The sequence below is a fragment of the Phnomibacter sp. genome (assembly GCF_036803085.1).
Taxonomy (GTDB): Bacteria; Bacteroidota; Bacteroidia; order Chitinophagales; family Chitinophagaceae; genus Phnomibacter.
In genome coordinates this window covers 200,476-225,806 of record NZ_DAIRUZ010000004.1, presented here as the reverse complement: position 1 = coordinate 225,806, position 25,331 = coordinate 200,476, and the positions used below count along the sequence as shown (strand labels likewise).

Genomic DNA, 25,331 nt, shown 5'->3' with positions numbered 1-25,331 from the left:
AGCAGGGAATTCCTATTTTGCATGCAGATGTATTAGAATGAATGAATAAACAAAGTATGCAAAATTACCTCATCAAAAACGCCAGCATTGTCAACGAAGGCCGCACATTTTGCTCAGACCTGTTAATAAAAAACGGCCGTATTGAGAAAATTGCTCCACAAATCAATTGTACAGAAGCAGTGGTAGAAATAAATGCCGAAGGTTTACACTTGCTCCCAGGTGCCATTGATGACCAGGTGCATTTTCGGGAACCCGGCCTCACCCACAAGGCCAATATTTTTACTGAAAGCCGTGCAGCGGTAGCCGGTGGTGTTACCAGTTTTATGGAAATGCCCAACACCGTGCCCAATGCATTGACACATGAACTACTGGAAGACAAATACCAGATTGCAGCACAATCATCGCTGGCCAATTATTCTTTTTTCATGGGCACCAGCAACAGCAATGCCGATGAAGTACTGAAAACCAACAACCGCAAAAAAGATGTGTGCGGCATCAAAATATTCATGGGGGCTTCTACCGGCAACATGCTGGTAGACAACTACCTGACACTCGACAAAATTTTCAGAGAAGCAGAAGTATTAATTGCCACGCATTGCGAAGATGAAAAAGTCATCAAACGCAACCTGGATGCTTTGCAAGCTGTGGATCTGACGCCACAGCATCACCCTGTTATCCGTGATGTGGAAGCTTGTTTTGAAAGTAGTTTTTCTGCCATACAATTAGCCAAAAAACACAACACCCGACTGCACATTTTACACATCAGCACGGCCCGTGAGTTGCAGCTGTTTACCAATATGCTGCCCCTCAGCGAAAAGCGCATCACCAGCGAAGTATGTGTGCATCACCTCCACTTTACTGCCGACGATTATGACCGCCTCGGCTATCAAATTAAATGCAACCCGGCCATCAAATCTGCCGACAACAAAGCGGCGTTGTGGGAAGCCTTGAACGATGATCGCCTGGATGTAATTGCCACCGACCATGCGCCTCATTTGCTCAGCGAAAAAGAACCACCCTATGCTCATGCACATGCAGGCCTGCCACTGGTACAACACTCTGTGCTCATGATGATGAAGTATGTGCAGGAAGGCCGCATCAGCATCGAAAAAGTGGTGCAGAAAATGAGCCACAATGTGGCCGATATGTTCGACATTGATCAGCGGGGTTATATCCGCGAAGGCTATCATGCCGATTTGGTATTGGTAAACTTGCAGCAAAGCACCACCGTAAGCAAGGAAAATATTTTGTACAAATGTGGCTGGAGTCCACTAGAAGGTGAAACATTGCCTGCCAGCATTAGCCACACTTTTGTAAATGGCCACTTGGCGTATGCAAATGGTGAGCTCAATGCATCTCAGTTGGGTATGCGACTGCGCTTTAACCGTTAACTTGTTGGCTGCTTACCTACCCTGCTTATGAATATTGATCAGACATCGCTGCGAGACCTTGCCATTTTTCATGCTGAAGAAGAGCAATCGGTGTACAACACCCTCAACTTTACGCAAACCTCCGGCGGGGCACAATGGTTAGCTTATTTGCTCAATCATCCTTTTAGTGATGTGAAGCCGATTCAGGAAACACAGGACCTGCTGAAACTGATGCTGCAAAACCAGGACAAATGGCCCAGCGGTATCACCAATGGTACCATCATGGTGCTCGATAAATTTTATCAATCACAGATTGATAAAATTCCTTTCCCCACCAATGCGGCCAATGCTTTGTTGTACAAACTCATTCACGGTCCCGACTATGCCATCATCCGCTACTCGGTTGGTCATGCCATTGATTTTTTGCAAGGCATGCAGCAGTTCATTGGCATGTTTGATGCACAAAAAACACCAGCCCTGTTGAGTGGCATGCTCAGCCGCATCCAACTCATGATGGCCCGTGAAGAAATCAAAGCACTTATTGCTGTAACAAACAAACAACAACTGAGTGCTGCGCAACATTTGCATTATGGCTACTACCTGTTGTATCATTTCAAAAACCAAATCAATGATTTGATTGATATGCATGGCCGGCTGGAAGCCTATCTCTCTCTGGCCAAAGCCATACAGGTTCATCAACTCACTTTTCCTGATATTCAACCAGCTCCGGCACCTTCTATTACTGCGAAAGGATTGCGTCATATTTTGCTCGAACATCCTACCGCTTATGATTTGGAATTAAATCAGGAAACGAATTTCATTTTCCTGACCGGTGCCAACATGGCGGGCAAAAGTACTTTCATCAAAGCGGTAGGTGTGGCGGCTTACTTGGCACATATTGGTATGGCCGTTCCTGCTACACAAATGCAGTTGTCGATATTCGATGGCATCCTCAGCAATATTCAGGTGAGTGACAATATTGTAAAAGGCGAAAGCTATTTCTTCAATGAAGTGCAACGCATCAAAAACACGATTACCCGCATCAACGATAACAGCAAATGGCTGGTGCTGATTGATGAATTGTTCAAGGGCACCAACGTGCAGGATGCCATGCGTTGCAGTACTACCGTTATCAAAGGCCTGCTCAAAATCAAGAACTCTTTGTTTGTACTAAGCACTCACTTGTACGAAATTGGTGATGAACTACGCCCCTATCCCAATATTGCTTTCCGCTATTTCGAAACACAGGTAACGGACGAAGAATTAAAGTTCAGCTACCAACTCAAAGAAGGCATCAGCAACGACCGCCTCGGCTACCTCATTCTCAAAAGGGCCGGGGTGGTAGAGATGATTGAGCGGTTGTAAGTCTTTCCACCAAAAAAAACCGTAAAACCACGCAACGTTTGCATAACTGGCTTTCGTTATTTTTAGTGCATGCTAGTAAAAACCTATGGCAGCGCTGTAATGGGTGTACACGCCGTTACCATTGTGCTCGAAGTGGATGTGAACAATCAGGGTAACCCCGGCTCAATTATTGTGGGCCTGCCCGACAATGCCGTAAAAGAAAGCATGCAGCGGGTGGAAAGCGCCATTAAAAGCAACGGGTACAAAATGCCCCGCACCCGTGTGGTGGTAAATATGGCACCGGCCGATATCCGCAAGAGTGGCACCGCTTTCGATTTGCCCATGGCCATTGGTTTGCTGGGTGCTACCGAACAGTTGCAAAACAGCGATGCTTTCAAAGATTACATCATCATGGGTGAGCTGAGTTTGGATGGAGAAGTTCGCCCCATCAAAGGTGCATTGCCCATGGCCATACAAGCCAGAAAAGAAGCTTACAAAGGTTTGATAGTGCCGAAGCAAAATGCCCGGGAAGCGGCTATTGTCAATAACGTGGAAGTGTACGGAGTACAGCACATCAACGAAGTGGTGGACTTGCTTGAAGGTGTGAACACTATCCCCGCCACGGTGGTAGATACACGAGATGAATTTTACCATTCACAATACCATTTCGATGTTGATTTTACCGATGTAAAAGGACAGGAAAACATCAAGCGGGCCTTGGAGATAGCTGCAGCTGGCGGGCACAATGCCATCTTGATTGGCCCACCCGGTGCAGGCAAAACCATGCTGGCCAAACGCTTGCCTACGATACTGCCGCCACTCACGTTGCAAGAGGCTTTGGAAACCACCAAAATTCACAGCGTGGCGGGCAAGCTTCCAGAAAACGCCACACTGATTAGCAAACGACCATTTCGCAGTCCGCACCACACGGTGAGTGATGCAGCCTTGGTGGGCGGCGGTGGCAATCCGCAGCCGGGCGAAATATCCCTGGCCCACAACGGCGTGTTGTTTTTGGATGAACTGCCCGAGTTCAAACGCTCCGCATTGGAAGTAATGCGGCAACCAATGGAAGAACGCCGGGTAACCATTAGCCGGGCAAAAGTGGCGCTGGATTTTCCGGCTTCGTTTATGCTGGTGGCCAGCATGAACCCCTGCCCTTGCGGCTATTACAACCACCCCGAAAAAGAATGTAGCTGCCCGCCGGGAGCCGTGCAGAAATACCTCAATAAAATCAGCGGGCCACTGCTCGACCGTATCGATTTGCATGTAGAAGTAACACCCGTTCCATTCAGCGAACTCTCCGCCGCCAGCACGGCAGAAAACAGTGCACAAATACGTGAACGTGTCATGAAGGCAAGAGACATACAATCGGAACGCTACAAAGAAAACGAAGGCATTTATTGCAATGCGCAAATCAATACCACGTTGCTGCACCAGCATTGTGCGTTGAACAATATCAGCGCCAATTTGCTGAAGATTGCTATGGAAAAACTGAACCTGAGTGCCCGTGCTTACGACCGCATTTTAAAAGTGAGCCGCACCATAGCAGACCTGGCTGGCAGCGAAGACATACGACCAGAACATGTAGCAGAAGCTATTCAATACCGCAGTTTAGATAGAGAAGGTTGGGCGGGGTAAATCAATAAGCTAATTGGCTAATTTGAAAATGTGCTAATGTGAAGCATATAGTTTGCAGCATCAAACAGTCCCGACAAATACATGTCGGGACTGTTTGTTATCATTCATTGAATCCTTGCAATTAGCTAATTAGCACATTTGCAAATTTTCACATTAAAAATTCCGATTGATGTCGAATGCTTCCAGTTCACGGGCTACGGCATTAAGGAAAGTGCTTCCCAACGCACCATCAATAATGCGGTGATCGTAGCTCAGGCTGATGTACATCATGTGGCGGATGGCAATACTGTCGCCTTGTGCGGTTTCTATCACCACCGGACGTTTTTTAATAGCACCTACAGCCATAATTGCTACCTGCGGCTGGTTGATGATAGGCGTACCCATAATGCTGCCAAACGTACCCACATTGGTAAGGGTAAACGTACCGCCCATCGTATCGTCGGGTTTGAGTTTACCATTGCGGGCTGCATCTGCCAAGCCATTTACCTGCTTGGTAAGACCAACGAGATTCAACTGATCGGCACCCTTAATTACAGGCACAATCAAATTGCCCGTAGGTAAGGCCGTTGCCATACCCAGATTGATGTCTTTTTTGATAATGATTTTATCGCCATCCACACTGCTGTTGAGCATGGGATATTTCTTCAGGCTTTTTACAACGGCCTCTATGAAGAGTGGCGTAAAAGTGATTTTAGCACCTTCCCGTTTTTCAAATTCTTTCTTCACTTTTTCACGCCACAGTACCATGTTCGTTACATCGCATTCGGCAAAGCTGGTTACGTGAGCACTGGTATGCTTGCTATCGGTCATGTGCTTGGCAATTACCTTGCGCATCCGATCCATTTCAATGATTTCAACATTGCCACCATAGCTTACCGGCGATGGTGCCGGAGTTGTAGTAGCCACGGCATTGCTTGCAGGAGCCGCCACAGCCGGGGCCTGATATGTAGGAGGTGCAGCTGCTTTACCTCTGTTTTGCAGGTAAGCCATCATATCTTTTTTGCTCACCCGACCATCCAATCCAGTACCGGGAATGGTTTCCAACTCCGCCATGCTGATACCTTCTTCTTGTGCAATTTTCAGTACCAAAGGAGAATAAAAACGTGGGCTACCCGCCTGATGCACTGTCGCAGGCCGCATGTCTTCGGGCAGTGTTGTTGGCTGATACGGATTCTCTTCAATGGCAGATGGTGCTGGCGATGGAGCGGCTGCAGGTGCTGCAACAGGAGCAGCTGCGGCTACAGTGCCAGCAGCAGTTTGAATGCGGGCAATCACTGCACCAATAGGTACTACGTCATTTTCTTTATACAGTACTTCGGCCAATACGCCGGCAGCTGTACTAGGCACTTCGCTGTCTACTTTATCGGTGGCTATTTCGAGCACGGGCTCATCTTGAGCAATATTGTCGCCGGGCTTTTTGAGCCACTTTAAAATGGTGGCTTCCATAATGCTTTCGCCCAGTTTCGGCATGACCAAATCAACTACAGACATAACAATCGTTTTTCCTCAAATGATGTAAGAACTCCGCAAAAGTAAGGTAAATGACTGCAAGGGTTTGCGGAGTAAGGAATCGTTTATCTGCTTACCGCCAACCAAGTGATGAAGAGGTGATTTTCGACTACGCCATTTCTTAAGTGTTGCAAAAAGCGGACTGCTGCTCTTCTCTGTGTTTCAAGGCCGTAGTTCCGCTACTTTTGTGGCCAAAAATCTTGCCTGATGTCATTTAAAACGATTGCCGTAATTGGCGCCGGCACCATGGGAAATGGCATTGCCCATGTGTTTGCCCAGCATGGATACGATGTGCAACTGATAGATGTGAGTGAAGCTGCTTTGCAAAAGGGATTGGCCACCATTGGCAAAAATCTCGCCCGTCAGGTTGCCAAAGGGTTACTCTCCGAAGCCGATAAAACAGCCACCCTTGGTCGCATCGCCTCGCATACCAGCATTGCCACTGGTGTAGCCAACGCTGATTTGGTGGTAGAAGCTGCTACAGAAAATACCCACCTCAAGTTGTCCGTTTTTAAAGAAATAGATGCTGCTGCACCGGCACATTGCATTTTGGCCAGCAACACGTCTTCCATTTCCATTACAAAAATTGCCGCTGCTACCGGCCGCCCTGCCAAAGTCATTGGCATGCACTTTATGAACCCCGTGCCGGTAATGAAGCTGGTAGAAATTATCAACGGCTATGCTACCGAAGCATCAGTAACCACACAAATTGTGGAGCTGAGTAAGGCATTGGGAAAAGTGCCTGCAGTGGCCAACGATTATCCCGGCTTTGTGGCCAACCGCATCTTGATGCCGATGATTAACGAAGCCATTTATACTTTGTACGAAGGCGTGGCTGGCGTAGAATCTATCGATACGATTATGAAGCTGGGCATGGCGCATCCTATGGGGCCGTTGCAACTCGCCGACTTTATTGGCCTCGATGTGTGCCTGAGCATTTTGCAGGTTTTGCACGATGGTTTTGGCCAACCAAAATATGCACCTTGTCCGCTGTTGGTGAATATGGTAACCGCAGGAAAACTGGGAGCCAAATCGGGTGAAGGATTTTATACCTACACAGCAGGAAGCAAAGAGTTGGTGGTGAGTCCGCAGTTCAAATAAGTAAAACGAACGAACATCACTCAGCCGGCTGCACTCCACAGCCGGCTGTTTTTTTCCGTCGTATCATTTCCATAAACAATGTTTTCTTTACGGCCTTATGTCTGCCAGCAGCCCTTCGCATTCTTTACAGCTCAACACCAGTCGCAAGCAAATTTTAGCCATTGCGATGCCCATTGCTGCATCCATGCTGGTGCCGCAAATCAACTTCGTCACCAACAATATTTTTCTTGGGGGCTTGGGAGAATTGCCATTGGCGGTAGCAGGTATTACGGGTGTGTACTACCTCATTTTTGCAGTTGTTGGGCATGGGCTCAACAATGGCTTGCAGGCACTCATTTCCCGCAGGGCCGGCGAAAACCGCATTGAAGAAATCGGTAAGCTGTTTAGCCAGGGAGTTTTCATTGCCCTGCTGTTTGCGGCATTGGCCATTGCCCTCAACTATAGTGTAACGCCCTTGCTGTTACGCTACGCCTTAAGCGATCCGCAGAAGTACGACATGGCAGTTTCATTTTTGCAAATACGCATGTGGGGTTTGCCCTTTTTGTACCTGTACCAAATGCGCAACGCCTTGCTGGTTGGCACCAACAACAGTCAGTTTTTGGTGATTGGTACACTGGCAGAAACACTCACCAATATTGTGCTCGATTATGGATTGATTTACGGTAAACTCGGCTTGCCGAAAATTGGTTTCAACGGAGCCGCCTATGCTTCTATTATTGCAGAAGCCATGGGGTTGCTGGTAGTGTTTCTTATTATTTATGGCAAAGGCATTGGCAAAAAATTTCAGTTGCACAAACACTGGTATTTCGATGCGACGAACAGTAAACTCATATTGGTACAATCAGCACCATTGATTTTGCAGTTTGGTATCAGCATTACCAGCTGGGAGTATTTCTACATTTTGATAGAACACTATGGTACCCGTGACTTAGCCATCAGCAATACCATGCGCAATGTGTTTGGCTTGTTTGGCTGTTTTGCATGGGCATTTGCTGCCACCAGCAATACTATGGTCAGCAATATTATTGGTCAGCATAAAAAAGAAGAAGTACTGCCATTGGTGTGGCGCATCACATGGTTGAGCACGGCGTTTGTTGCAGTGCCCTGTTTGTTGGTCAATCTTTTTCCGGTGGAGTTTTTATCAGTGTTCGGGCAAGATGAAGCGTTCATTCATTACGGGTTGCCCGTATTGCGCATCGTTAGTTTGGCGCTGCTCTTCATGTCGTTTGGAACGGTTTGGCTCAATGCCATTACCGGCACCGGCAATACCACGGTTAACCTCGGCATCGAAATCGTCACCCTCATATTGTATGTAGTGTATGTAACGCTGGTGCTGCATGTATGGAAACTGCCCATCACCTGGGGTTGGGGCAGCGAATGGATTTACTGGATTAGCACTTTTGCAATGGCCTTTGGCTATATGATATCAGGACGCTGGAAGAAGAAAGAGATTTAGGAGAAGGGTTCGCACAGAGGCTCGGAGAGTCCGACCTTCTGCCTTCTGCTTTATGCCTTTTGCCTTTTGCCTTCGGCATTCTGGCCTCTGCTTACTGCAATTTCTGCAGTAGCACTGCGCCTTGTGCTTTGGCGGTTACGTCTTCCTGACGGCGGGTGGGTAGTTTTGAAAGTTGTTCCAACAGGCCAATTGATTTTTCGTACTTGCGGTCGTATTCGTAAGCACGGGCCAAATCGAGAAAGTTGAGACAGTAGTAAGGTTCCAGTGTTTTACATTTTTCCATGTACTGAATGGCCTTTTCAATATCGGCTTCTCCCACTCCACCATAAATTACTTTGAGTGCTGCTTTTTTTACCGCATTCAAATTCAATACTTCCAAATGCCAGCGGCCCAGTACATGCCATGCTTTACCCATTTGCGGGTTTAGCTTTACCGCTTTGTCTGCATAAAAACGAATGCCTTTTACATAGCCGACTATGTTGTCTGTTTTCTTTTCAACTTCAGTAAGCTTGCCCAACACCACCGCCATCATGTAACTGGCTTCCGCGTTGTTTGAATCGAGTTTCAATGCCGCATCTGCAAACTTTTTTGCCTGCTGGTAAAAAACAGTTTTCTGTTCCGGTGTTTCTTTTCTGCTGCCAATAGAGGCACTGAGTTCAGCGCATTTTACCACGCCTTTAATATTGGATGGCTGTATAAAAATGGCCTGCTTGTATTTTTCAATGGCTTCTTCATCTTTAAGTTTCTGCTCCAGCTTACGGCCTTCTTCCATCAACGAAGCAGGATCCTGAGCCACTGCTGCAACAGCAGTGATAAGCATGACCAATATTGAAACCATCCGAATGTGCATAGCCTTCATTTTAGAACATAAAGAAACAGGGCAATAAGCTGTTTTGTTGTTAAGGCATCCTCAATATCCTTGGGCTACCAGTTGAAAGAAACCACCACATTGCCTTCCCAACCTTTTACAGGCGGTTTCATTTTGGCAATGCTCACCATGCCCGCTTTCACCTGCGGAAACTGTTGTTGTATTTGTGCAACAATATTGCCCACCACTGTTTCCAGCAATGGCGTAGGAATGTTCATGTGCTGCTGCACAATGGCAAATACCTGCTCATAGTTCAGCGTTTGCTGCAACTCTTTTACAGGAAAAGCCGCTGGCATAAAATGCAGGATTACATCTACCACAAAGTCGTTGCCTAATATCTGCTCTTCTTTATACACGCCGTGATGCGCAAAAAACTTCAGTTGCTGTAAGTGAATGGTCATCATAAAAAAATCCCGCACAACAGTTTCAATCGTTGTGCGGGATGCAAAGTAAGGGATGCTTTCGATTAATGGCCGAGAGCACCCAGATAGCGTTCTGCATCGAGGGCTGCCATGCAACCACTGCCTGCAGCTGTTACAGCCTGGCGGTAGTTTTTATCTTGTACGTCGCCAGCGGCAAACACGCCTTCAATATTGGTTTTAGACGTACCGGGCACAGTAAGAATGTATCCGGTTTCATCCATATCCAGCCAGCCTTTGAAAATATCGCTATTGGGTTTGTGACCAATGGCTACGAAGAAGGCACTGATGGGCACTTCCTGCATTTGGCCCGTAGCGGTGTTGTTGATGCGAACACCGGTTACTTTTTGGTCACCCAAAATTTCATCGGTTACGCTGTTCCAATACACCTGAATGTTTTCGGTATTTTTTACACGGTCCTGCATCACTTTGCTGGCCCGCATACCATCTTCGCCCTTGCGTACAATCATATGCACTTTGCTGCAAATTTTGCTCAGGTACAACGCTTCTTCGCAAGCCGTATCGCCGGCACCAACTATGGCTACTTCTTTGCCGCGGAAAAAGAAACCATCACACACGGCGCAGGCACTTACGCCATGGCCATTGAGGCGTTCTTCGCTGGGAATGCCCAACCACTTGGCAGAAGCTCCGGTTGAGATGATGACCGCATCGGCACTCATCCATTTTTCTTCGTCTATTTCTACTTTAAATGGCCGTTCGCTGAAATCGACTTTGGTTACAATACCGTAGCGGATATCAGCTCCCATACGGGTAGCCTGCTTTTCAAAAATCTGCATCATTTCGGGGCCCTGCACACCATCGGCATAGCCGGGGTAGTTTTCTACCTCAGTGGTAATGGTGAGCTGTCCACCGGGCTGAATGCCCTGATACAAAACGGGATTGAGGCCGGCACGGGCGGCATAAATGGCGGCAGTATAGCCAGCCGGTCCACTACCAATAATCAGGCAGTGGGCATGTTCTTTTATTTCCATAATCATCCTTATTTACAATGCTTGAAAAAGGGACAGCAAAGTTGCGTAATGACGTACAAAATAATGTAACAGAAGGCACGTTGGGGACAACTTGCCATAAGCCTTCTTACTGAGGAATGTTGATGCTGGTAATTTGCGATGCATAGCCGGCAAAAATGCCCGTTGCTCCAGCTGACAGATTGCTCAACACTTTTACAGGTACCCCAAATGGATTGCCCACGTTGCTTTGATTTTGCTCTCAGGTTCTCCAATAGTCATAGGTGGCTTTGTCTATGTTGCTCATCTTCACTTTTACCCTTTCGCCCCTTTTAAAAAAGCCGAAAGTTTCAGGATCAAACTCCACATTCCTGTTGAACCCTCTGAACACCTGAATATCGTAAGTGGTACCATCTACAAACTTATCGTCGAACACTGAGTTGGAGCCGGGCAAAAAGGCCGAATCGTTGACACTGGTAAAATACCGGATGTAATTGCCAAAGCCTTTCGGGTCGGTTACCCTCGAAAAAACCACTGCGAATGAAGAGTCTCCATTTCCCGGGGCTTTTTGCCACCACAGTGAATCTACCTTACGGCTAATATTGGGGATGCTGGTGCTGGCAGTGTACTTTTTTCCTTCTGCTTCAATGTCCAGCTTGTAGCTGGTATTCAAACGGCCAATCATGAACTGTGCAGGATTAGTACTATCTATACTGTAAAAGTAAAAGTTGGCATTGCCTACCTGGCGACGATATTCGGTTAGCCGTACACGCTGGGTGCCATCGCTTACAAACACATTGGCATTGCGAACAAATGAATTGGCAAAGTCCTGCGCAGAAAGCTGCTCAAAAAATGCCAGCGAACGGGTAAGCACTACTACCGGCGGCTGATTGTTTTCTATGCTGCCCTCCACTACTACTACCTGATCGAGAGTAGTAGGAATAATATCCACGGCCTTCTCGCAAGCCATCAGCAAAAGCAGGGCTAACAATAGAGTGCTGGTGCGTGTAGTGTAAAAAATTTGCATAGATAGATATAACAAGAGTGATGACTTAATGTTGAAACTATTTACCCTTTCCAACTACTACAAAATGGTACGATAAAATCTCGATGTTTAAGCATCAAAATACAACTGCTTGCTTAAACGCCAACTTGGCCGAAAGGCTTGCTACATCAGTGTTTCAACACTTGTAAACATAACGAACAGATTGTCAATTGCTTCAAAAAAGTCTTAGGATATATCATGAAAAATGTTTAACTTTTCGTTGGAAAGTGAATCGATTTTGTGTGCATTTCTTGTTGCGAAAACCCCTGATTGTTTAACATAATAACCCCCGCGTATGGAAAATCATGTACACTACTCCGACCAGAATGACACCATGGAAGCCAACGATTGGCGTCCCTATGTCATCATTGGATTACTGGCAGCAGTTATAGTATTAGGACTGCTCTCCATTTAAATCCAACCCCGGCCAGCAAGGTTTGGCCCAAAATGATGTTCAACCTTTTCTGGACTTCGTTGAGATTTGCCGGACAGAAACGAACTATAGGTCTTCTAGCATTAACTGTCCACGTTCTATTCGTATTCAACTGGTTGTACACCATTTGTCGCAACAAAAAAGCAGGAGTAAATCCTGCTTTTTTGTTTGTATCTGTTACTATGTTTAGCTTATTCTTCGTCGTCGAAGCTCATTACCTGACGGGTAGTGGCGAGTACTTCATACTCATCTTTGCTTCCCACAATCAGGTTGTCGAACTCACGAAGACCAGAACCAGCAGGTATTGGGTGACCAGTAATTACGTTTTCTTTCAAACCTAACATATCGTCACGCTTGCCGTGAATGGCGGCTGTGCTCAGTACCTTGGTTGTTTCCTGGAATGAGGCAGCTGAGATCCAGCTTTGTACACCCAGTGAAGCCTTGGTAATACCCAACAATACCGGCTTGGCGGTAGCTGGTTTTGCATCACGCACTTCCATCAGCTTTTGGTCTGCACGACGCAAGATGCTGTTTTCTTCGCGGAGGTCACGCAGGCTAATGATTTGGCCCGGACGGAACTTGGTGCTGTCACCAGGGTCTACCACCACTTTCTTGTCGTAAATGCGGTCGTTCTCTTCAATAAAGTCGAAGCGGTCTTCAAGGTCCTCCTCAAGGAAGCGGGTATCACCAGCGTCCATGATTTCTACCTTCTTCATCATCTGACGAACGATTACTTCGATGTGTTTATCGTTGATTTTTACACCCTGTAAGCGGTAAACTTCCTGAATTTCATTTACCACGTATTCCTGAACGGCGAAAGGACCTTTAATAGACAGGATATCGGCAGGAGAAACAGCACCTTCAGAAAGCTGTGCACCAGCTTTAATAAAGTCACCATCCTGAGCCAAAATCTGGCGGGTAAGCGGTACGAGGTACTTCTTCACGGTACCATCTTTTGCTTCCACGATGATTTCGCGGTTACCACGCTTAATGCTACCAAAGGTTACTACACCATCAATTTCACTTACAATGGCAGGGCTGCTTGGGTTACGGGCTTCAAACAGTTCCGTTACACGTGGCAGACCACCGGTGATATCACGCAGTTTGCTAAGGATACGAGGAATCTTAGCCAATACCTGGCCGCTACGTACTTCCTTACCTTCTTCTACCGACAGGTGTGAGCCTACTGGCAGGTTATACATTTTTACATCCTTGCCTTCAATTTTGATGGCCGGGATTTTGGTGCGGTCTTTTGATTCGATAACCACTTTTTCGCGGTGACCGGTTTGGTCATCGGCTTCTTCACGGAAAGTAACACCTTCCAAAATGCTATCGAAAACAACAGTACCGTTGATTTCTGAAATGATAACGTTGTTGAACGGATCCCAGCTGCAAATCACATCACCCTTCTTAATCTTCTGGCCGTTTTTCACGTTCAGGATAGAACCGTAAGGAATGTTGTGGGTATTCAAAAGGCGTTCACCCGTTTCGTCCATTACACGTATTTCACCGGTACGGCCAATAACGTATGTAGCGTCTTCTCCCTGGTTGTTTTCACCTTTTACAGTACGGATACCGTCAAACTGGATAATACCGTCAAACTTGGCGTTCAGGGTACTTTCTACTGAAGCAGAACCAGCCACACCACCTACGTGGAAAGTACGGAGGGTAAGCTGTGTACCAGGTTCACCAATTGACTGTGCGGCAATGATACCTACTGCATCACCACGCTGAGCGGTGTAGCCGGTAGCCAGGTTTTTGCCATAGCAGTTTACGCATACACCACGCTTGCTTTCGCAGGTAAGTACACTTCTGATTTCAACTGTATCAATACCTGCATCTTCAATTTGCTTGGCCAGTTCAGCGGTAATCTGACTGCCCGCAGCAATGATCAATTCATCGGTCAGCGGATTGTACACATTGTGCAAACTTGTACGACCAGCAATACGGTCGGCCAGTGGTTCAATGATGTCTTCGTTGTCTTTCAACGCAGAGGTTGCAATGCCACGCAGGGTGCCGCAATCTTCTTCAGTTATCACCACATCCTGAGCCACGTCTACCAGACGACGGGTAAGGTAACCGGCATCGGCCGTTTTCAGGGCCGTATCCGCCAGACCCTTACGGGCACCGTGGGTAGAAATGAAGTAATCGAGTACGTTCAGGCCACCTTTAAAGTTTGACAAGATGGGGTTTTCGATGATTTCTGAACCAGTAGAACCGCTCTTACGAGGCTTGGCCATCAGACCACGAATACCAGCCAGCTGCTTGATCTGCTGCTTGCTACCACGTGCACCTGAATCCAGCATCATGAATACAGAGTTGAAGCCCTGCTTATCGGTTGCCAGCTCACGAATAAGCGTTTCGGTGATGCGTGTATCCACACGGCTCCAGATATCGATAATTTGGTTGTAACGTTCGTTGTTGGTGATGAGACCCATGTTGTAGTTCTCCCACACTTCCTCTACCTCTGCCTTGGCGTTTTCGAGCATTTCATGCTTTACATCTGGTATGATGAGGTCGTTGATGCTGAAAGACAAACCACCTTTGAAGGCCATACGAAAACCAAGCTGCTTGATGTCGTCAAGAAACTTAGCTGTTTTTGGCACGTTGGTAATTTCAACGATATCACCAATGATTTCCCGAAGGCTTTTCTTGGTTAATACGGCGTTTACAAAACCAACTTCTTCTGGTACAAACTGGTTGAAAATAACCCGTCCTACGGTTGTTTCAATCAGCTTTTTAGAGAGGGTACCGTCTTTGCTACGCACATTCACCTTCACCTTGATATTGGCATGCAGGTCAATGCGTTTTTCGTTGTAAGCAATAATTACTTCTTCGGGGCTGTAGAAAGACATGCCCTGACCACGAACAGTTTCGGTATCGGTTGTTTTTTTACCCTTAGAAATGTAGTACAAACCGAGTACCATGTCCTGAGAAGGCAGGGTAATAGGTGTACCGTTTTGTGGGTTCAAAATATTGTGAGAGCTCAGCATCAGCAACTGGGCTTCCAAAATGGCGGCATTGCTCAAAGGCACGTGCACGGCCATCTGGTCACCGTCGAAGTCGGCGTTGAAGGCTGAGGTTACCAGCGGGTGCAGTTGAATGGCTTTACCTTCAATCAGCTTGGGCTGGAAAGCCTGGATAGACAAACGGTGCAGTGTTGGGGCACGGTTCAGCATCACAGGGTGGCCTTTCAAAATATTTTCGAGAATGTCCCAAACCACTGCTTCCTTGCGGTCTACCAGTTTACGGGCACTCTTCACCGTTTTTACAATACCACGCTCAATGAGCTTGCGGATAATAAATGGCTTGAAGAGCTCGGCTGCCATGTCTTTTGGCAAACCACACTCATGGAGTTTCAGTTCGGGGCCTACTACGATTACAGAACGACCAGAGTAGTCAACACGCTTACCGAGCAAGTTTTGACGGAAACGACCCTGCTTACCTTTCAGCACGTCGCTCAAAGATTTGAGGGCACGACCACCTTCAGCTTTTACGGCATTGCTCTTACGGCTGTTGTCGAACAGGCTGTCGATGGCTTCCTGCAGCATCCGCTTTTCGTTGCGCAGGATTACTTCAGGGGCTTTGATTTCCAACAGACGCTTCAAGCGGTTGTTACGGATGATAACCCGACGATAGAGGTCGTTGAGGTCGGATGATGCAAAACGGCCACCATCCAAAGGCACCAACGGACGCAGTTCTGGCGGAATCACCGGAATGTACTGCATGATCATCCACTCAGGACGGTTGGTGATACGGGTGCTGGCATCGCGGAAAGCTTCTACCACGCTCAAACGCTTGAGGGCGTCGGCACGGCGCTGTTGGCTGGTTTCGTTGGCGGCAGAGTTGCGCAGGTCGAAGCTCAGCTGGTCGAGGTCGAGACGGCTCAGCAAATCGCTAACCGCATCGGCACCCATTTTGGCGATGAATTTATTGGGATCGTCGTCAGACAAGTATTGGTTGTCTTTTGGCAATGCATCCAGGATATCGAGGTATTCCTCTTCTGTCAGCAGGTCGCCATAGTTCTGGCCTTTATCGGCACGGATGCCGGGCTGAATCACCACGAAACGTTCGTAATACACGATGGTTTCGAGCTTTTTAGAGCTCATACCCAGCAGGTAACCAATTTTGTTGGGCAGGCTTTTGAAGTACCAGATGTGTACTACAGGCACCACCAGCTTGATGTGGCCCATGCGTTCACGACGTACTTTCTTTTCGGTTACTTCTACACCACAACGGTCGCACACAATGCCTTTGTAGCGAATACGCTTGTACTTACCGCAAGCACATTCGTAGTCCTTTACAGGGCCGAAAATGCGTTCGCAGAACAGGCCATCTCTTTCGGGCTTGTAGGTGCGGTAGTTAATGGTTTCGGGCTTCAGCACTTCGCCGTGGCTGCGCTCCAGTATGGAGTCGGGACTGGCCAGGCTAATGGTAATGCTGGTGAAGTTTGACTTGGGTCGATTGTCTTTTTTGATGGCCATATTACAACTGACGTTTTTTTTACAACTGTACTGACAATAGAATATCGCCCCCGAATCGGCCTATTGTTAAGGCAGTCGGAAGACGACGCAAGTGCTTATAAATCAACGGATTCGTTCTGCAACTTAGATACTCCTGCACAATTGAGCTGGCAAAAGTAAGCGAAGCAGCCCAAAAAACAAGCAGCCGCTGTATTATTATATGCAGAAAGCTCCTGGTTGGGTAAAAAAGGGTGAATAAATGGCGGGATTTGCAGGAAATGGGTGCGATGATTTCCAATTTGGCACCATTCGAAAGGGTTGCTTTGTTGGTCAGGCGACCAACAAAGGCGGCAAATCTTTGTGGCGTTTATACTCCCCAAAAAAACAGCCCACTGTGCAGCGGGCTGTGAACAAAAGCAGGCAGTCGTTGTTAATGGGGCAGCTTGGGCCGCAGTACCCCATAGAGGTAAGTACCCGTCATAGCGGCTATCAAATACACAATAAACACGGTTTTGCCACTACCCAGCAATATGAACATGGGCGCCGGGCAGGCACCTGCTAAGGCCCAACCCACACCAAATATGAATCCACCAATGAGGTAGCGGTAAATGGTTTTGTTTTTATCGTTGAAGGTGATTTCGTTGCCTTCCACGTTTTTGACATGGCGGCGCTTCACGATTTGTACAATGATGATGCCGGACACAATAGCGGAGCCAATGATGCCAAACATGTGGAAGCTCTGAAAACGGAACATTTCATAAATGCGGAACCAGGATACGGCTTCGCTTTTGTACAAAATGAAACCCAACAGCATGCCTACGAATATGTAGCGAGACATTCTCATAACGGTTCGGTTTTAGAGGGGGAACAAAAGGGGTAACACGAAATAGGTAACCAACAAGCCGCCGGCAAAAAAGCCCACCACCGCAATCAGCGATGGTAGTTGCAATGCACTCAAACCACTAATAGCGTGGCCCGATGTACAACCACCTGCATAGCGGGCACCAAAGCCCACAAACAAACCGCCACCCGCCAGCATGAGCCAGCCCTGCCAGGTGAGCAACGCATCCCAACCAATAAAATCAGGCACCATGGGCACTTTGCCCTGTTCAACTTTCACTCCTATTTCTTGCAGGCTGGCCACCGTAGCATCGCTGATATGGGCAATGTTGCCCTGATCGCCAAGGAAATAATGCGACACCATGTAGCCGCCAAATACGGCACCCAATGCCACCAGCAGGTTCCACTCACCTGTTTGCCAGTTGATTTTGAAAAAGTCGTTCATCTTGTCGGCACCATCGGCCGCACACATGAGGCGGAAGTTGTCGGAGATGCCAAATTCGTGACCGAAATAGAGCAGGATGAACATGAGCAGCGCCAGCATTGGGCCTGCTACATACCAGGGCCAGGGTTGAGCTATGAAGTCTCTTACCTGAATGAGAAAATCGAGCATAAAAAGAGGATTTGGTTGGAGAATACAGTGCTGGACATAGCAACAGACCATGGTCGGCCATTTTCATTTTCAACTATGTAAAATTACCAAACGCAAAATGCTGCTCAATGATGTGCATCACGGCTTTCGATGAGTCTCCTCACCTGCCCCGGTGACAAAACACACGGTAGCTTAACTTCACTCCTTCAAGAAATTTACATTACTTGTTTTCCTGCATGCTGATGAATTTTCTCCGAATCACCGTTTCCACCGGTACCCCTTCTATTTTGCTTTCGAGCCAGCTGATGACATCGAGGTAAGCAAATGCCCTGGCTTCGGAGGCTCGATTTTCGTAACGCTTCAACTGGCCGAGCAATTTGCTCAGCTTGGGTTTGATTTGTGCCACATTCAATTGCATCGATTCCCGCAAAAACTTGAGCATGGCTTCTTCCACATGGCTCAGATTGTCCATTTTGGCCATAAAGCGATACACCGATTTGATGAGGTATGGCAACAACTCATGATTGCCCAACTCGAAATGTGCAATCAGGTGCAGCAATCTTGCATAACACTGCAGATCGATACGCAGGTCTACTTTGAGGTGAATGATTTTGTTGAGGAAGTCTACCGTTTCATCGTACCGGCCACTGCCAAAATACAGGCAGGCTATTTTGTAGTAAAACACCAATATGCGGTGGCGGTCGATGTACAAGCTATACTCATCCAGCTGCAGCATGATTTCGGGTACCACTTCCAACCCTTCTGTAAAAGTGCCTTCGAGGTAATGCCGGTGAATGCGGGAAATGTAGAGGTACACAAATGATTGAATCTTGTAATTCTCATTCGACTGTACCCAGTCGCTATTGTAAAACTGTTGAAACTGCTCAATCGCCTGATAAAAGCGGTCTACATTTTTTAAATCGTAGTGGGCACTCAGCAGGTTGTGCATGCCCTTGATATACTGGATGGTTTCCACCTTAATCATGGCAGGCTCGGCGTGGTACAAGTCCACCCAGCGTTGGCTGTACTTATAATACTTCAGGTAGTCTTGTAAAATAAACGACAACCAGGACTGGCTCTGGTAGTAATACAATTTTTCATAAAACCCCTGCAGGCTTTCCGGCTCGGCCGGTGCATGGCTTTTGAAATAATACATCACTGCTTCCTGATCCGACTTGTTGCGGGCATGCCCGTGCTTGATGTACCAGCTGTAGAGTTGCAGGCTCAGGTTACTCAATCGGTTCACCGATTGTAAGCGTTGCTGCACCATATCGCTTTCATCGGCCAGCAGATCGGCCCGCATGTCCATACTGCGGGTGATGTACATGGCTTCAATTTTCTTCTCAAAAAAAATGGCCTGCTCCAGATAGGTAAACTGATAGTATTCACGGGCAGTGCTCTTCAGGCGGTCGAGCACATGCAGGCTTTGCAGGTACAAGCCTTTGTTGTACAAAATGCGGGCATGGTCGAGCATTTCATGCAGCTGCATGTCGATGTTTTCGGCATCCTTAATGAGGCGCAAGCTGGTGAGTATGTGGCGGTACAAACTGGCTTTGAGGTTGGAGAGCTGGCTTTTGGCAATGGCCTTGTTTTTCTTCAGCATGCTCACTTCGTCGTACTCCTCCATTTTGTCGAGGGCATCGAAGAGTTGCACCACTTTCAGCTCTGCCGAGGCCGAATTGCGCTGCATGTAGAGCTTAAAATTGCGCTTCTCCCCTTTTCCCAGGCTCTTGACCAACTGAAATAAATCGTCTCGCTGAAGGTTAGGCATTGTAAACTAATTATAATCAAAACCCTTGCTACACTAAGGTTTGCATCCGGTGCCGGGGCATTGGCCAGTGTAATCAGGACCTTATTTTGGTTTGAATGGTCGGCTTATGACCTGATAATTTAGCAGCGCAGGCTGTTTCTGTTTAAATATCAGGCAAGCAACAACAAACTTAAACAGCCTGCAATTTTTTTACCCGGAAAATTGTGCAACGCATGGCAGATAAGGTTTTTATTTTCGACACGACGCTTCGCGACGGCGAGCAAGTGCCCGGATGTAAACTCAATACAGCAGAGAAAGTAGAACTGGCATTATTACTGGAAGCATTAGGTGTAGACATTATTGAAGCAGGTTTTCCCATTTCCTCTCCCGGCGATTTTGAATCGGTGAAGCAAATTGCTGCCATCATTAAAAACGCCACCGTGTGTGCCCTCAGCCGCTCGGTAGAAAAAGACATAGAATCGGCTGCTGCAGCGCTGAAAGGTGCACATCGGCCACGCATTCATACAGGTATCGGCACTTCCGATATGCACATCAAGCACAAGTTCAACAGCACCCGTGAAGCCATTTTGGAAAGAGCCGTGGCCGCTACCAAATTTGCCCGCCGCTTTACCGATGATGTAGAATTTTATTGCGAAGACGCCGGCCGCAGCGACAATGCCTACCTGGCACAGGTGGTAGAAGCAGTGATTGCAGCAGGTGCCACCACCGTGAATATTCCTGATACAACCGGCTATTGTTTGCCGCATCAATACGGCGAAAAAATTCAATACCTCATCGACCACGTATCGAACGTGGACAAAGCAGTGTTGAGCTGCCATTGCCACAACGATTTGGGACTGGCTACTGCCAACTCTATTGCCGGTGCCATTGCCGGTGCCCGCCAAATTGAATGTACCATTAATGGCTTGGGCGAAAGAGCCGGCAATACGTCGCTGGAAGAAGTAGTGATGGTGCTGCGCCAGCATGCCGACCTCGGATTGTACACCAACGTGAATCCGAAACTGCTCAACAGCATCAGCCAAAAGGTGAGCGATACCATGCGGATGCCTGTACAACCCAACAAAGCCATTGTGGGTAGCAATGCCTTCTCGCATTCTTCCGGCATTCACCAGGATGGCTTCTTGAAAAATGCACAGACTTACGAAATCATTGCTCCCGAAGAAGTAGGTGCCGAAGGATCCAAAATTATTCTCACTGCCCGCAGCGGCCGCAGTGCATTGGCGCATCGTTTTCACAAGCTGGGGTACCAGTTCGACCGCGACGATGTAGATGCTTTGTACGAAGAATTTTTGCTGGTAGCAGACCGCAAAAAAGAAGTGCTGGAAGAAGACCTGCACGAACTGGCCAAAGCCAGAGAAGCTGTATCTTAAAAAAGAAGATGACACAACCAACATAATCAGGGGTTCGCTTCAGAAACGATGACCTCCACACCCACTTCTCTCACCTGCCTGACAGGCAATCAATGGCCAATGATGACCATGAGCAATGGCAACAGACCAGAAAAGTGACGTAAGAAAAGCAAGCCAACAGCATCATCAACCACAGGTATTTATGTTTAAAAAAATTACCAGCATATACGGCGACGGCATTGGCCCGGAAGTAGTGAAGCAAGCCATGAAGGTGCTCGACACTATTGCCGAAGTATACAACCATGAATTTGTGTACGAACGTGCTTTGCTGGGTGCAGAAGCTATTGATGCTACGGGTGCAGCATTGCCTACGGAAACAGTAGCCAGTGCCCTCAACTCAGATGCTGTATTGCTGGGTGCCGTGGGCCATCCCCGCTTTGACAACGACCCCAATGCAACGGTGCGACCCGAGCAAGGATTGCTGGGCATTCGGAAAGCATTGCAGTTGTATGCCAATGTTCGGCCTGTACAAACGGTTCCTTCTTTACATCATTTATCGCCCATCAAAATCAAAGCCAAAACCGGCGTTGATTTCATCATTTACAGAGAGCTTACCGGCGGTATCTACTTTGGTGACAAATTCACCAGCGAAGATGGTACTGCCGCAACTGATACTTGCCATTACCAACAACACGAAATTGAACGCATTGCCAGGCTGGCTTTTGAAGCGGCTATGCAACGGCGTAAAAAACTGACATTGGTAGATAAAGCCAACGTGCTGGAAACCTCCCGCCTGTGGCGCAAAACCATACAGCAAATAGCCGTCCGTTATCCTGAAGTAACGGTGGAATATTTGTTTGTAGACAATGCTGCCATGCAGTTGATTTTGAACCCGGGTCAGTTTGATGTCATCCTTACAGAAAACATGTTTGGCGACATCATCAGCGACGAAGCGAGTGTACTCACGGGATCACTTGGTTTGTTGCCATCAGCGTCTATCGGCAATAGCACTGCATTGTTTGAACCCGTTCATGGTTCTTACCCGCAGGCAGCCGGCAAAGACATTGCCAACCCCATTGGTGCTATCTTATCGGCTGCCATGATGCTCGATTATTTCGGGTTGCAGCACGAAGCCACTGTGGTACGCAATGCTGTGCAATGGACACTGGAAAACGGTTTTGTAACAAAAGACATTGACCCTGTGAATTTTTACTTTACCTCTACTGTAGGCGACTTAATCTGCGACTACATACACGGTAAAGCCATTGAGGTGGTAAACAAAAGCAACATTGAGTTGCGCAAGTCTACCATTATCTAACACACCGCAGTTCTTTTCTATAGCAGAAGGGTATATATTCGCAGCCAACTCCTCATGAAAACATGTTGAACAGGCTCGCAAATACAACCATCATAATCAGCACCATTATCGTGGTGATGGTCATTATTGTACCTGTACTGCACAGAGGAGCCAGTTGAATGTAAACCTGATTGAATCACTTTATATCAGCCCGCTTCTCTGAAAAGAAGCGGGCTTTTTTTATTATGGCAAACTATTATAACGACAACACAGTCATTTATCACAATGGTTATTTGGTAAAAGCCAAAGATGCCCGTATTGATTTGTACAGTCAAACCATGCACTATGGCTATGGCGTTTTCGAAGGCATTCGTTCGTACAAAACCATCCATGGTACCACGGCTATTTTCAAGCCGGAAGAACACTATGACCGGCTACGAAAATCGGCACAGGCATTGAATCTTCCTTATGAGTGGAGCAATGAAGAACTGATTGAAGCGACCTACGCTGTACTGCGCAGAAATGACTTGCAGGATGCCTACATCCGACCACTCATTTACGGCCCTGCCAATATGAGTTTTAACCCCAACGAAGAAAGCAATATCACCATCCAGGCATGGGCCATGCAACCCTTCTTAGGCGATAAATTATTGCGGGTACACATCAGTGAATTTCAGCGGCCCAACCCCAAGGCTTTTCACATGCAGGCCAAGGCTTGCGGTCATTATGTCAACAGCATTTTGGCCAGCCAGGATGCCAAAGCAAAAGGCTATGATGAAGCATTGCTGAAAGACCTGAATGGTAATATTGCCGAGGGACCAGGCGCCAATTTTTTCATGGAAAAAAATGGCCAACTGATTACCCCTGCTGCAGGACATATTCTTACCGGCATTACACGGGCTACCGTACTTCAGCTTTGTGCAATGCTGAACATTGACGTTGAAGAACGACATATTCATCCTGATGAATTACTGACTGCTGACAGCGCCTTTTTCTGCGGCACTGCTGCTGAAGTCATCGGCATACAACAAATTGACAACACTGCCCTACCTATGCCTTGGGCCGAAAGCCTTGGTGCACAAGTACAGCAAGCGTACAAAGCGTTAGTAGTAGCACAACCCATTCATACAAAAGCAACCGTGGTTGCGTAGCAAAAAATAAAACAGACATGCCAAACGAATTGAATAAATACAGTAAGACGCTTACACAAGATGAAACACAACCGGCGGCGCAGGCCATGTACTATGCCATTGGTTTTAAAGAAGAGGATTTCAGCAAAGCACAGGTAGGTATTGCTGCCATGGGCTGGGATGGAAACCCATGCAATATGCACCTCAATGACCTCGCCACTTCTGTAAGAGACAACATCAACAAAACAGATGATTTGCTTGGTTTGCGTTTTTACACCATTGGTGTGAGTGACGGTAGTAGCATGGGAACTGATGGCATGCGCTACAGCCTTGTTAGCCGCGATGTAATTGCCGACAGCATTGAAACCAACGCCGGTGCACAGTACTACGATGCGTTAATCTGCATTCCGGGTTGCGATAAAAACATGCCCGGTTCTGTCATGGCCATGGCCCGCCTCAACCGTCCTTCCATCATGTTGTACGGTGGTACCATTGCACACGGTCATTACAAAGGCGAAGACCTCAATATTGTAAGTGCTTTTGAAGCGTTGGGCAAAAAAATTGCCGGCCAGTTGGATGAAGGTGATTTCAAAGGCATCATCAAACACTCCTGCCCCGGTGCCGGCGCCTGCGGCGGAATGTATACGGCCAATACTATGGCCAGTGCCATTGAAGCATTGGGGATGAGCCTGCCTTACTCCTCTTCTAACCCGGCCCTGAGCGAAGACAAGCAAAAAGAATGCGACAGCATGGCTGCAGCCATTAAAGTGCTGTTGGAAAAAGACATTAAGCCCAGCGATATCATGACCCGTAAAGCATTTGAAAATGCGATTACGGTGATTATGGTGCTGGGTGGAAGTACCAATGCGGTACTACACATGATTGCCATTGCGAAAAGCATTGGCGTATCATTGACGCAGGACGATTTCCAGGCCATCAGCGATAAGGTACCCGTACTGGCCGACTTTAAACCAAGCGGTAAGTACCTGATGGAAGATTTGCATAAATACGGAGGCGTTCCTGCCGTCATGAAATACCTCTTGTCGAAGGGTTTGCTGCACGGCGATTGCCTGACTGTAACGGGCAAAACCCTTGCAGAAAACTTAGCCTCTGCTCCCGATTTGAATTTCGAAGAGCAGAAAATCATTATGCCTCTGGAAACACCATTGAAAGCCACCGGTCATTTGCAAATACTGTACGGCAACCTTGCCACTGGTGGTAGTGTGGCCAAAATTTCTGGTAAAGAAGGCGAACGTTTTGAAGGCACAGCCCGTGTATTCGAAGGTGAGAAAGCATTCATTGATGGCATTGCTTCGGGCAAGGTAAAAGCCGGCGATGTCGTCGTCATTCGCTACATCGGCCCCAAGGGTGCACCGGGTATGCCCGAAATGCTGAAACCAACAGGCGCCATTATTGGTGCGGGTTTGGGCAAAAGTGTAGCCCTCATAACCGATGGTCGTTTTAGTGGTGGCACCCATGGATTTGTGGTGGGCCACATCACTCCCGAAGCTTTTGAAGGCGGCAATATTGCACTGGTAAAAGATGATGACATCATTGAAATTGATGCCGTCAACAACAGCATCAACCTCAAAATTTCGGATGAAGAATTAGCACAACGTCGTGCTGCATGGACTGTCCGTCCGCTCAATGTAACAAAAGGTATTTTGTATAAATACGCCAAGCAGGTAAAAAGTGCAGCCGAAGGTTGCGTTACCGACAGCGAATAAAATTTTATGTT

At 47.4% G+C, this 25,331-nt stretch carries 18 protein-coding genes; 9 read left to right on the top strand and 9 right to left on the bottom strand.

The window, feature by feature from the left end:
* Window positions 1-56: 56 nt before the first annotated feature.
* The 3 genes from V7Q13_RS10270 to V7Q13_RS10260 all read left to right on the top strand — a co-directional run bounded on the left by V7Q13_RS10270 (window position 57) and on the right by V7Q13_RS10260 (window position 4,352).
* Entirely contained in the window at window positions 57-1,391 is a 1,335-nt protein-coding gene (locus tag V7Q13_RS10270; RefSeq protein WP_333800594.1) for a dihydroorotase, read from the top strand.
* 27 nt (window positions 1,392-1,418) lie between these two features.
* Complete coding sequence (locus V7Q13_RS10265) at window positions 1,419-2,735, top strand: MutS-related protein (RefSeq protein WP_333800593.1); 1,317 nt, start codon at window positions 1,419-1,421, stop codon at window positions 2,733-2,735.
* Between the two features lie 69 nt (window positions 2,736-2,804).
* Window positions 2,805-4,352 carry a YifB family Mg chelatase-like AAA ATPase gene (locus V7Q13_RS10260; protein ID WP_333800592.1) on the top strand — a complete coding sequence of 516 codons (1,548 nt, stop codon included), beginning with the start codon at window positions 2,805-2,807 and terminating at the stop codon, window positions 4,350-4,352.
* Between the two features lie 153 nt (window positions 4,353-4,505).
* Here the strand turns inward: V7Q13_RS10260 and V7Q13_RS10255 are convergent, their stop codons facing one another.
* Window positions 4,506-5,843, bottom strand: coding sequence for a dihydrolipoamide acetyltransferase family protein (locus tag V7Q13_RS10255; RefSeq protein ID WP_333800591.1), 1,338 nt, complete (start codon window positions 5,841-5,843; stop codon window positions 4,506-4,508).
* 225 nt (window positions 5,844-6,068) lie between these two features.
* Between V7Q13_RS10255 and V7Q13_RS10250 the strand changes: the two genes are divergently transcribed.
* Together V7Q13_RS10250 and V7Q13_RS10245 are read left to right on the top strand one after the other, a co-directional pair.
* Window positions 6,069-6,962 carry a 3-hydroxybutyryl-CoA dehydrogenase gene (locus V7Q13_RS10250; RefSeq protein ID WP_333800590.1) on the top strand — a complete coding sequence of 298 codons (894 nt, stop codon included), beginning with the start codon at window positions 6,069-6,071 and terminating at the stop codon, window positions 6,960-6,962.
* 97 nt (window positions 6,963-7,059) lie between these two features.
* Complete coding sequence (locus tag V7Q13_RS10245; RefSeq protein WP_333800589.1) at window positions 7,060-8,418, top strand: MATE family efflux transporter; 1,359 nt, start codon at window positions 7,060-7,062, stop codon at window positions 8,416-8,418.
* A 91-nt stretch (window positions 8,419-8,509) separates the two neighbouring features.
* Here the strand turns inward: V7Q13_RS10245 and V7Q13_RS10240 are convergent, their stop codons facing one another.
* The 8 genes from V7Q13_RS10240 to V7Q13_RS10205 form a co-directional block, all read right to left on the bottom strand.
* The gene (locus V7Q13_RS10240; RefSeq protein WP_333800588.1) at window positions 8,510-9,238 is read right to left on the bottom strand and encodes a tetratricopeptide repeat protein; all 729 of its coding nucleotides are present in this window, start codon (window positions 9,236-9,238) and stop codon (window positions 8,510-8,512) included.
* Between the two features lie 104 nt (window positions 9,239-9,342).
* Window positions 9,343-9,705 carry a dihydroneopterin aldolase gene (gene folB / locus V7Q13_RS10235; protein WP_333800587.1) on the bottom strand — a complete coding sequence of 121 codons (363 nt, stop codon included), beginning with the start codon at window positions 9,703-9,705 and terminating at the stop codon, window positions 9,343-9,345.
* Window positions 9,706-9,752: 47 nt separating this feature from the next.
* Window positions 9,753-10,697, bottom strand: a complete 945-nt coding sequence (gene trxB, locus V7Q13_RS10230) for a thioredoxin-disulfide reductase (RefSeq protein ID WP_416438664.1) — start codon at window positions 10,695-10,697, stop codon at window positions 9,753-9,755.
* A gap of 238 nt (window positions 10,698-10,935) precedes the next feature.
* Window positions 10,936-11,700 carry a DUF4249 family protein gene (locus V7Q13_RS10225; RefSeq protein WP_333800586.1) on the bottom strand — a complete coding sequence of 255 codons (765 nt, stop codon included), beginning with the start codon at window positions 11,698-11,700 and terminating at the stop codon, window positions 10,936-10,938.
* A gap of 642 nt (window positions 11,701-12,342) precedes the next feature.
* Complete coding sequence (gene rpoC / locus V7Q13_RS10220) at window positions 12,343-16,635, bottom strand: DNA-directed RNA polymerase subunit beta' (protein WP_333800585.1); 4,293 nt, start codon at window positions 16,633-16,635, stop codon at window positions 12,343-12,345.
* Between the two features lie 409 nt (window positions 16,636-17,044).
* Window positions 17,045-17,458 carry a DUF6691 family protein gene (locus V7Q13_RS10215; protein WP_157479065.1) on the bottom strand — a complete coding sequence of 138 codons (414 nt, stop codon included), beginning with the start codon at window positions 17,456-17,458 and terminating at the stop codon, window positions 17,045-17,047.
* A 12-nt stretch (window positions 17,459-17,470) separates the two neighbouring features.
* Window positions 17,471-18,067 (bottom strand): YeeE/YedE family protein, encoded by a 597-nt coding sequence (locus V7Q13_RS10210; protein WP_333800584.1) that lies wholly within the window; start codon window positions 18,065-18,067, stop codon window positions 17,471-17,473.
* Window positions 18,068-18,266: 199 nt separating this feature from the next.
* Window positions 18,267-19,817, bottom strand: coding sequence for a hypothetical protein (locus V7Q13_RS10205; RefSeq protein ID WP_333800583.1), 1,551 nt, complete (start codon window positions 19,815-19,817; stop codon window positions 18,267-18,269).
* A 212-nt stretch (window positions 19,818-20,029) separates the two neighbouring features.
* Between V7Q13_RS10205 and V7Q13_RS10200 the strand changes: the two genes are divergently transcribed.
* The 4 genes from V7Q13_RS10200 (at window position 20,030) to ilvD (ending at window position 25,320) form a co-directional block, all read left to right on the top strand.
* The gene (locus V7Q13_RS10200) at window positions 20,030-21,187 is read left to right on the top strand and encodes a 2-isopropylmalate synthase (protein WP_333800582.1); all 1,158 of its coding nucleotides are present in this window, start codon (window positions 20,030-20,032) and stop codon (window positions 21,185-21,187) included.
* Between the two features lie 181 nt (window positions 21,188-21,368).
* Complete coding sequence (leuB, locus tag V7Q13_RS10195; protein WP_333800581.1) at window positions 21,369-22,484, top strand: 3-isopropylmalate dehydrogenase; 1,116 nt, start codon at window positions 21,369-21,371, stop codon at window positions 22,482-22,484.
* A gap of 224 nt (window positions 22,485-22,708) precedes the next feature.
* Complete coding sequence (locus V7Q13_RS10190; RefSeq protein ID WP_333800580.1) at window positions 22,709-23,614, top strand: branched-chain amino acid transaminase; 906 nt, start codon at window positions 22,709-22,711, stop codon at window positions 23,612-23,614.
* A gap of 17 nt (window positions 23,615-23,631) precedes the next feature.
* Complete coding sequence (ilvD, locus tag V7Q13_RS10185) at window positions 23,632-25,320, top strand: dihydroxy-acid dehydratase (protein ID WP_333800579.1); 1,689 nt, start codon at window positions 23,632-23,634, stop codon at window positions 25,318-25,320.
* The last annotated feature ends 11 nt before the right edge of the window (window positions 25,321-25,331 follow it).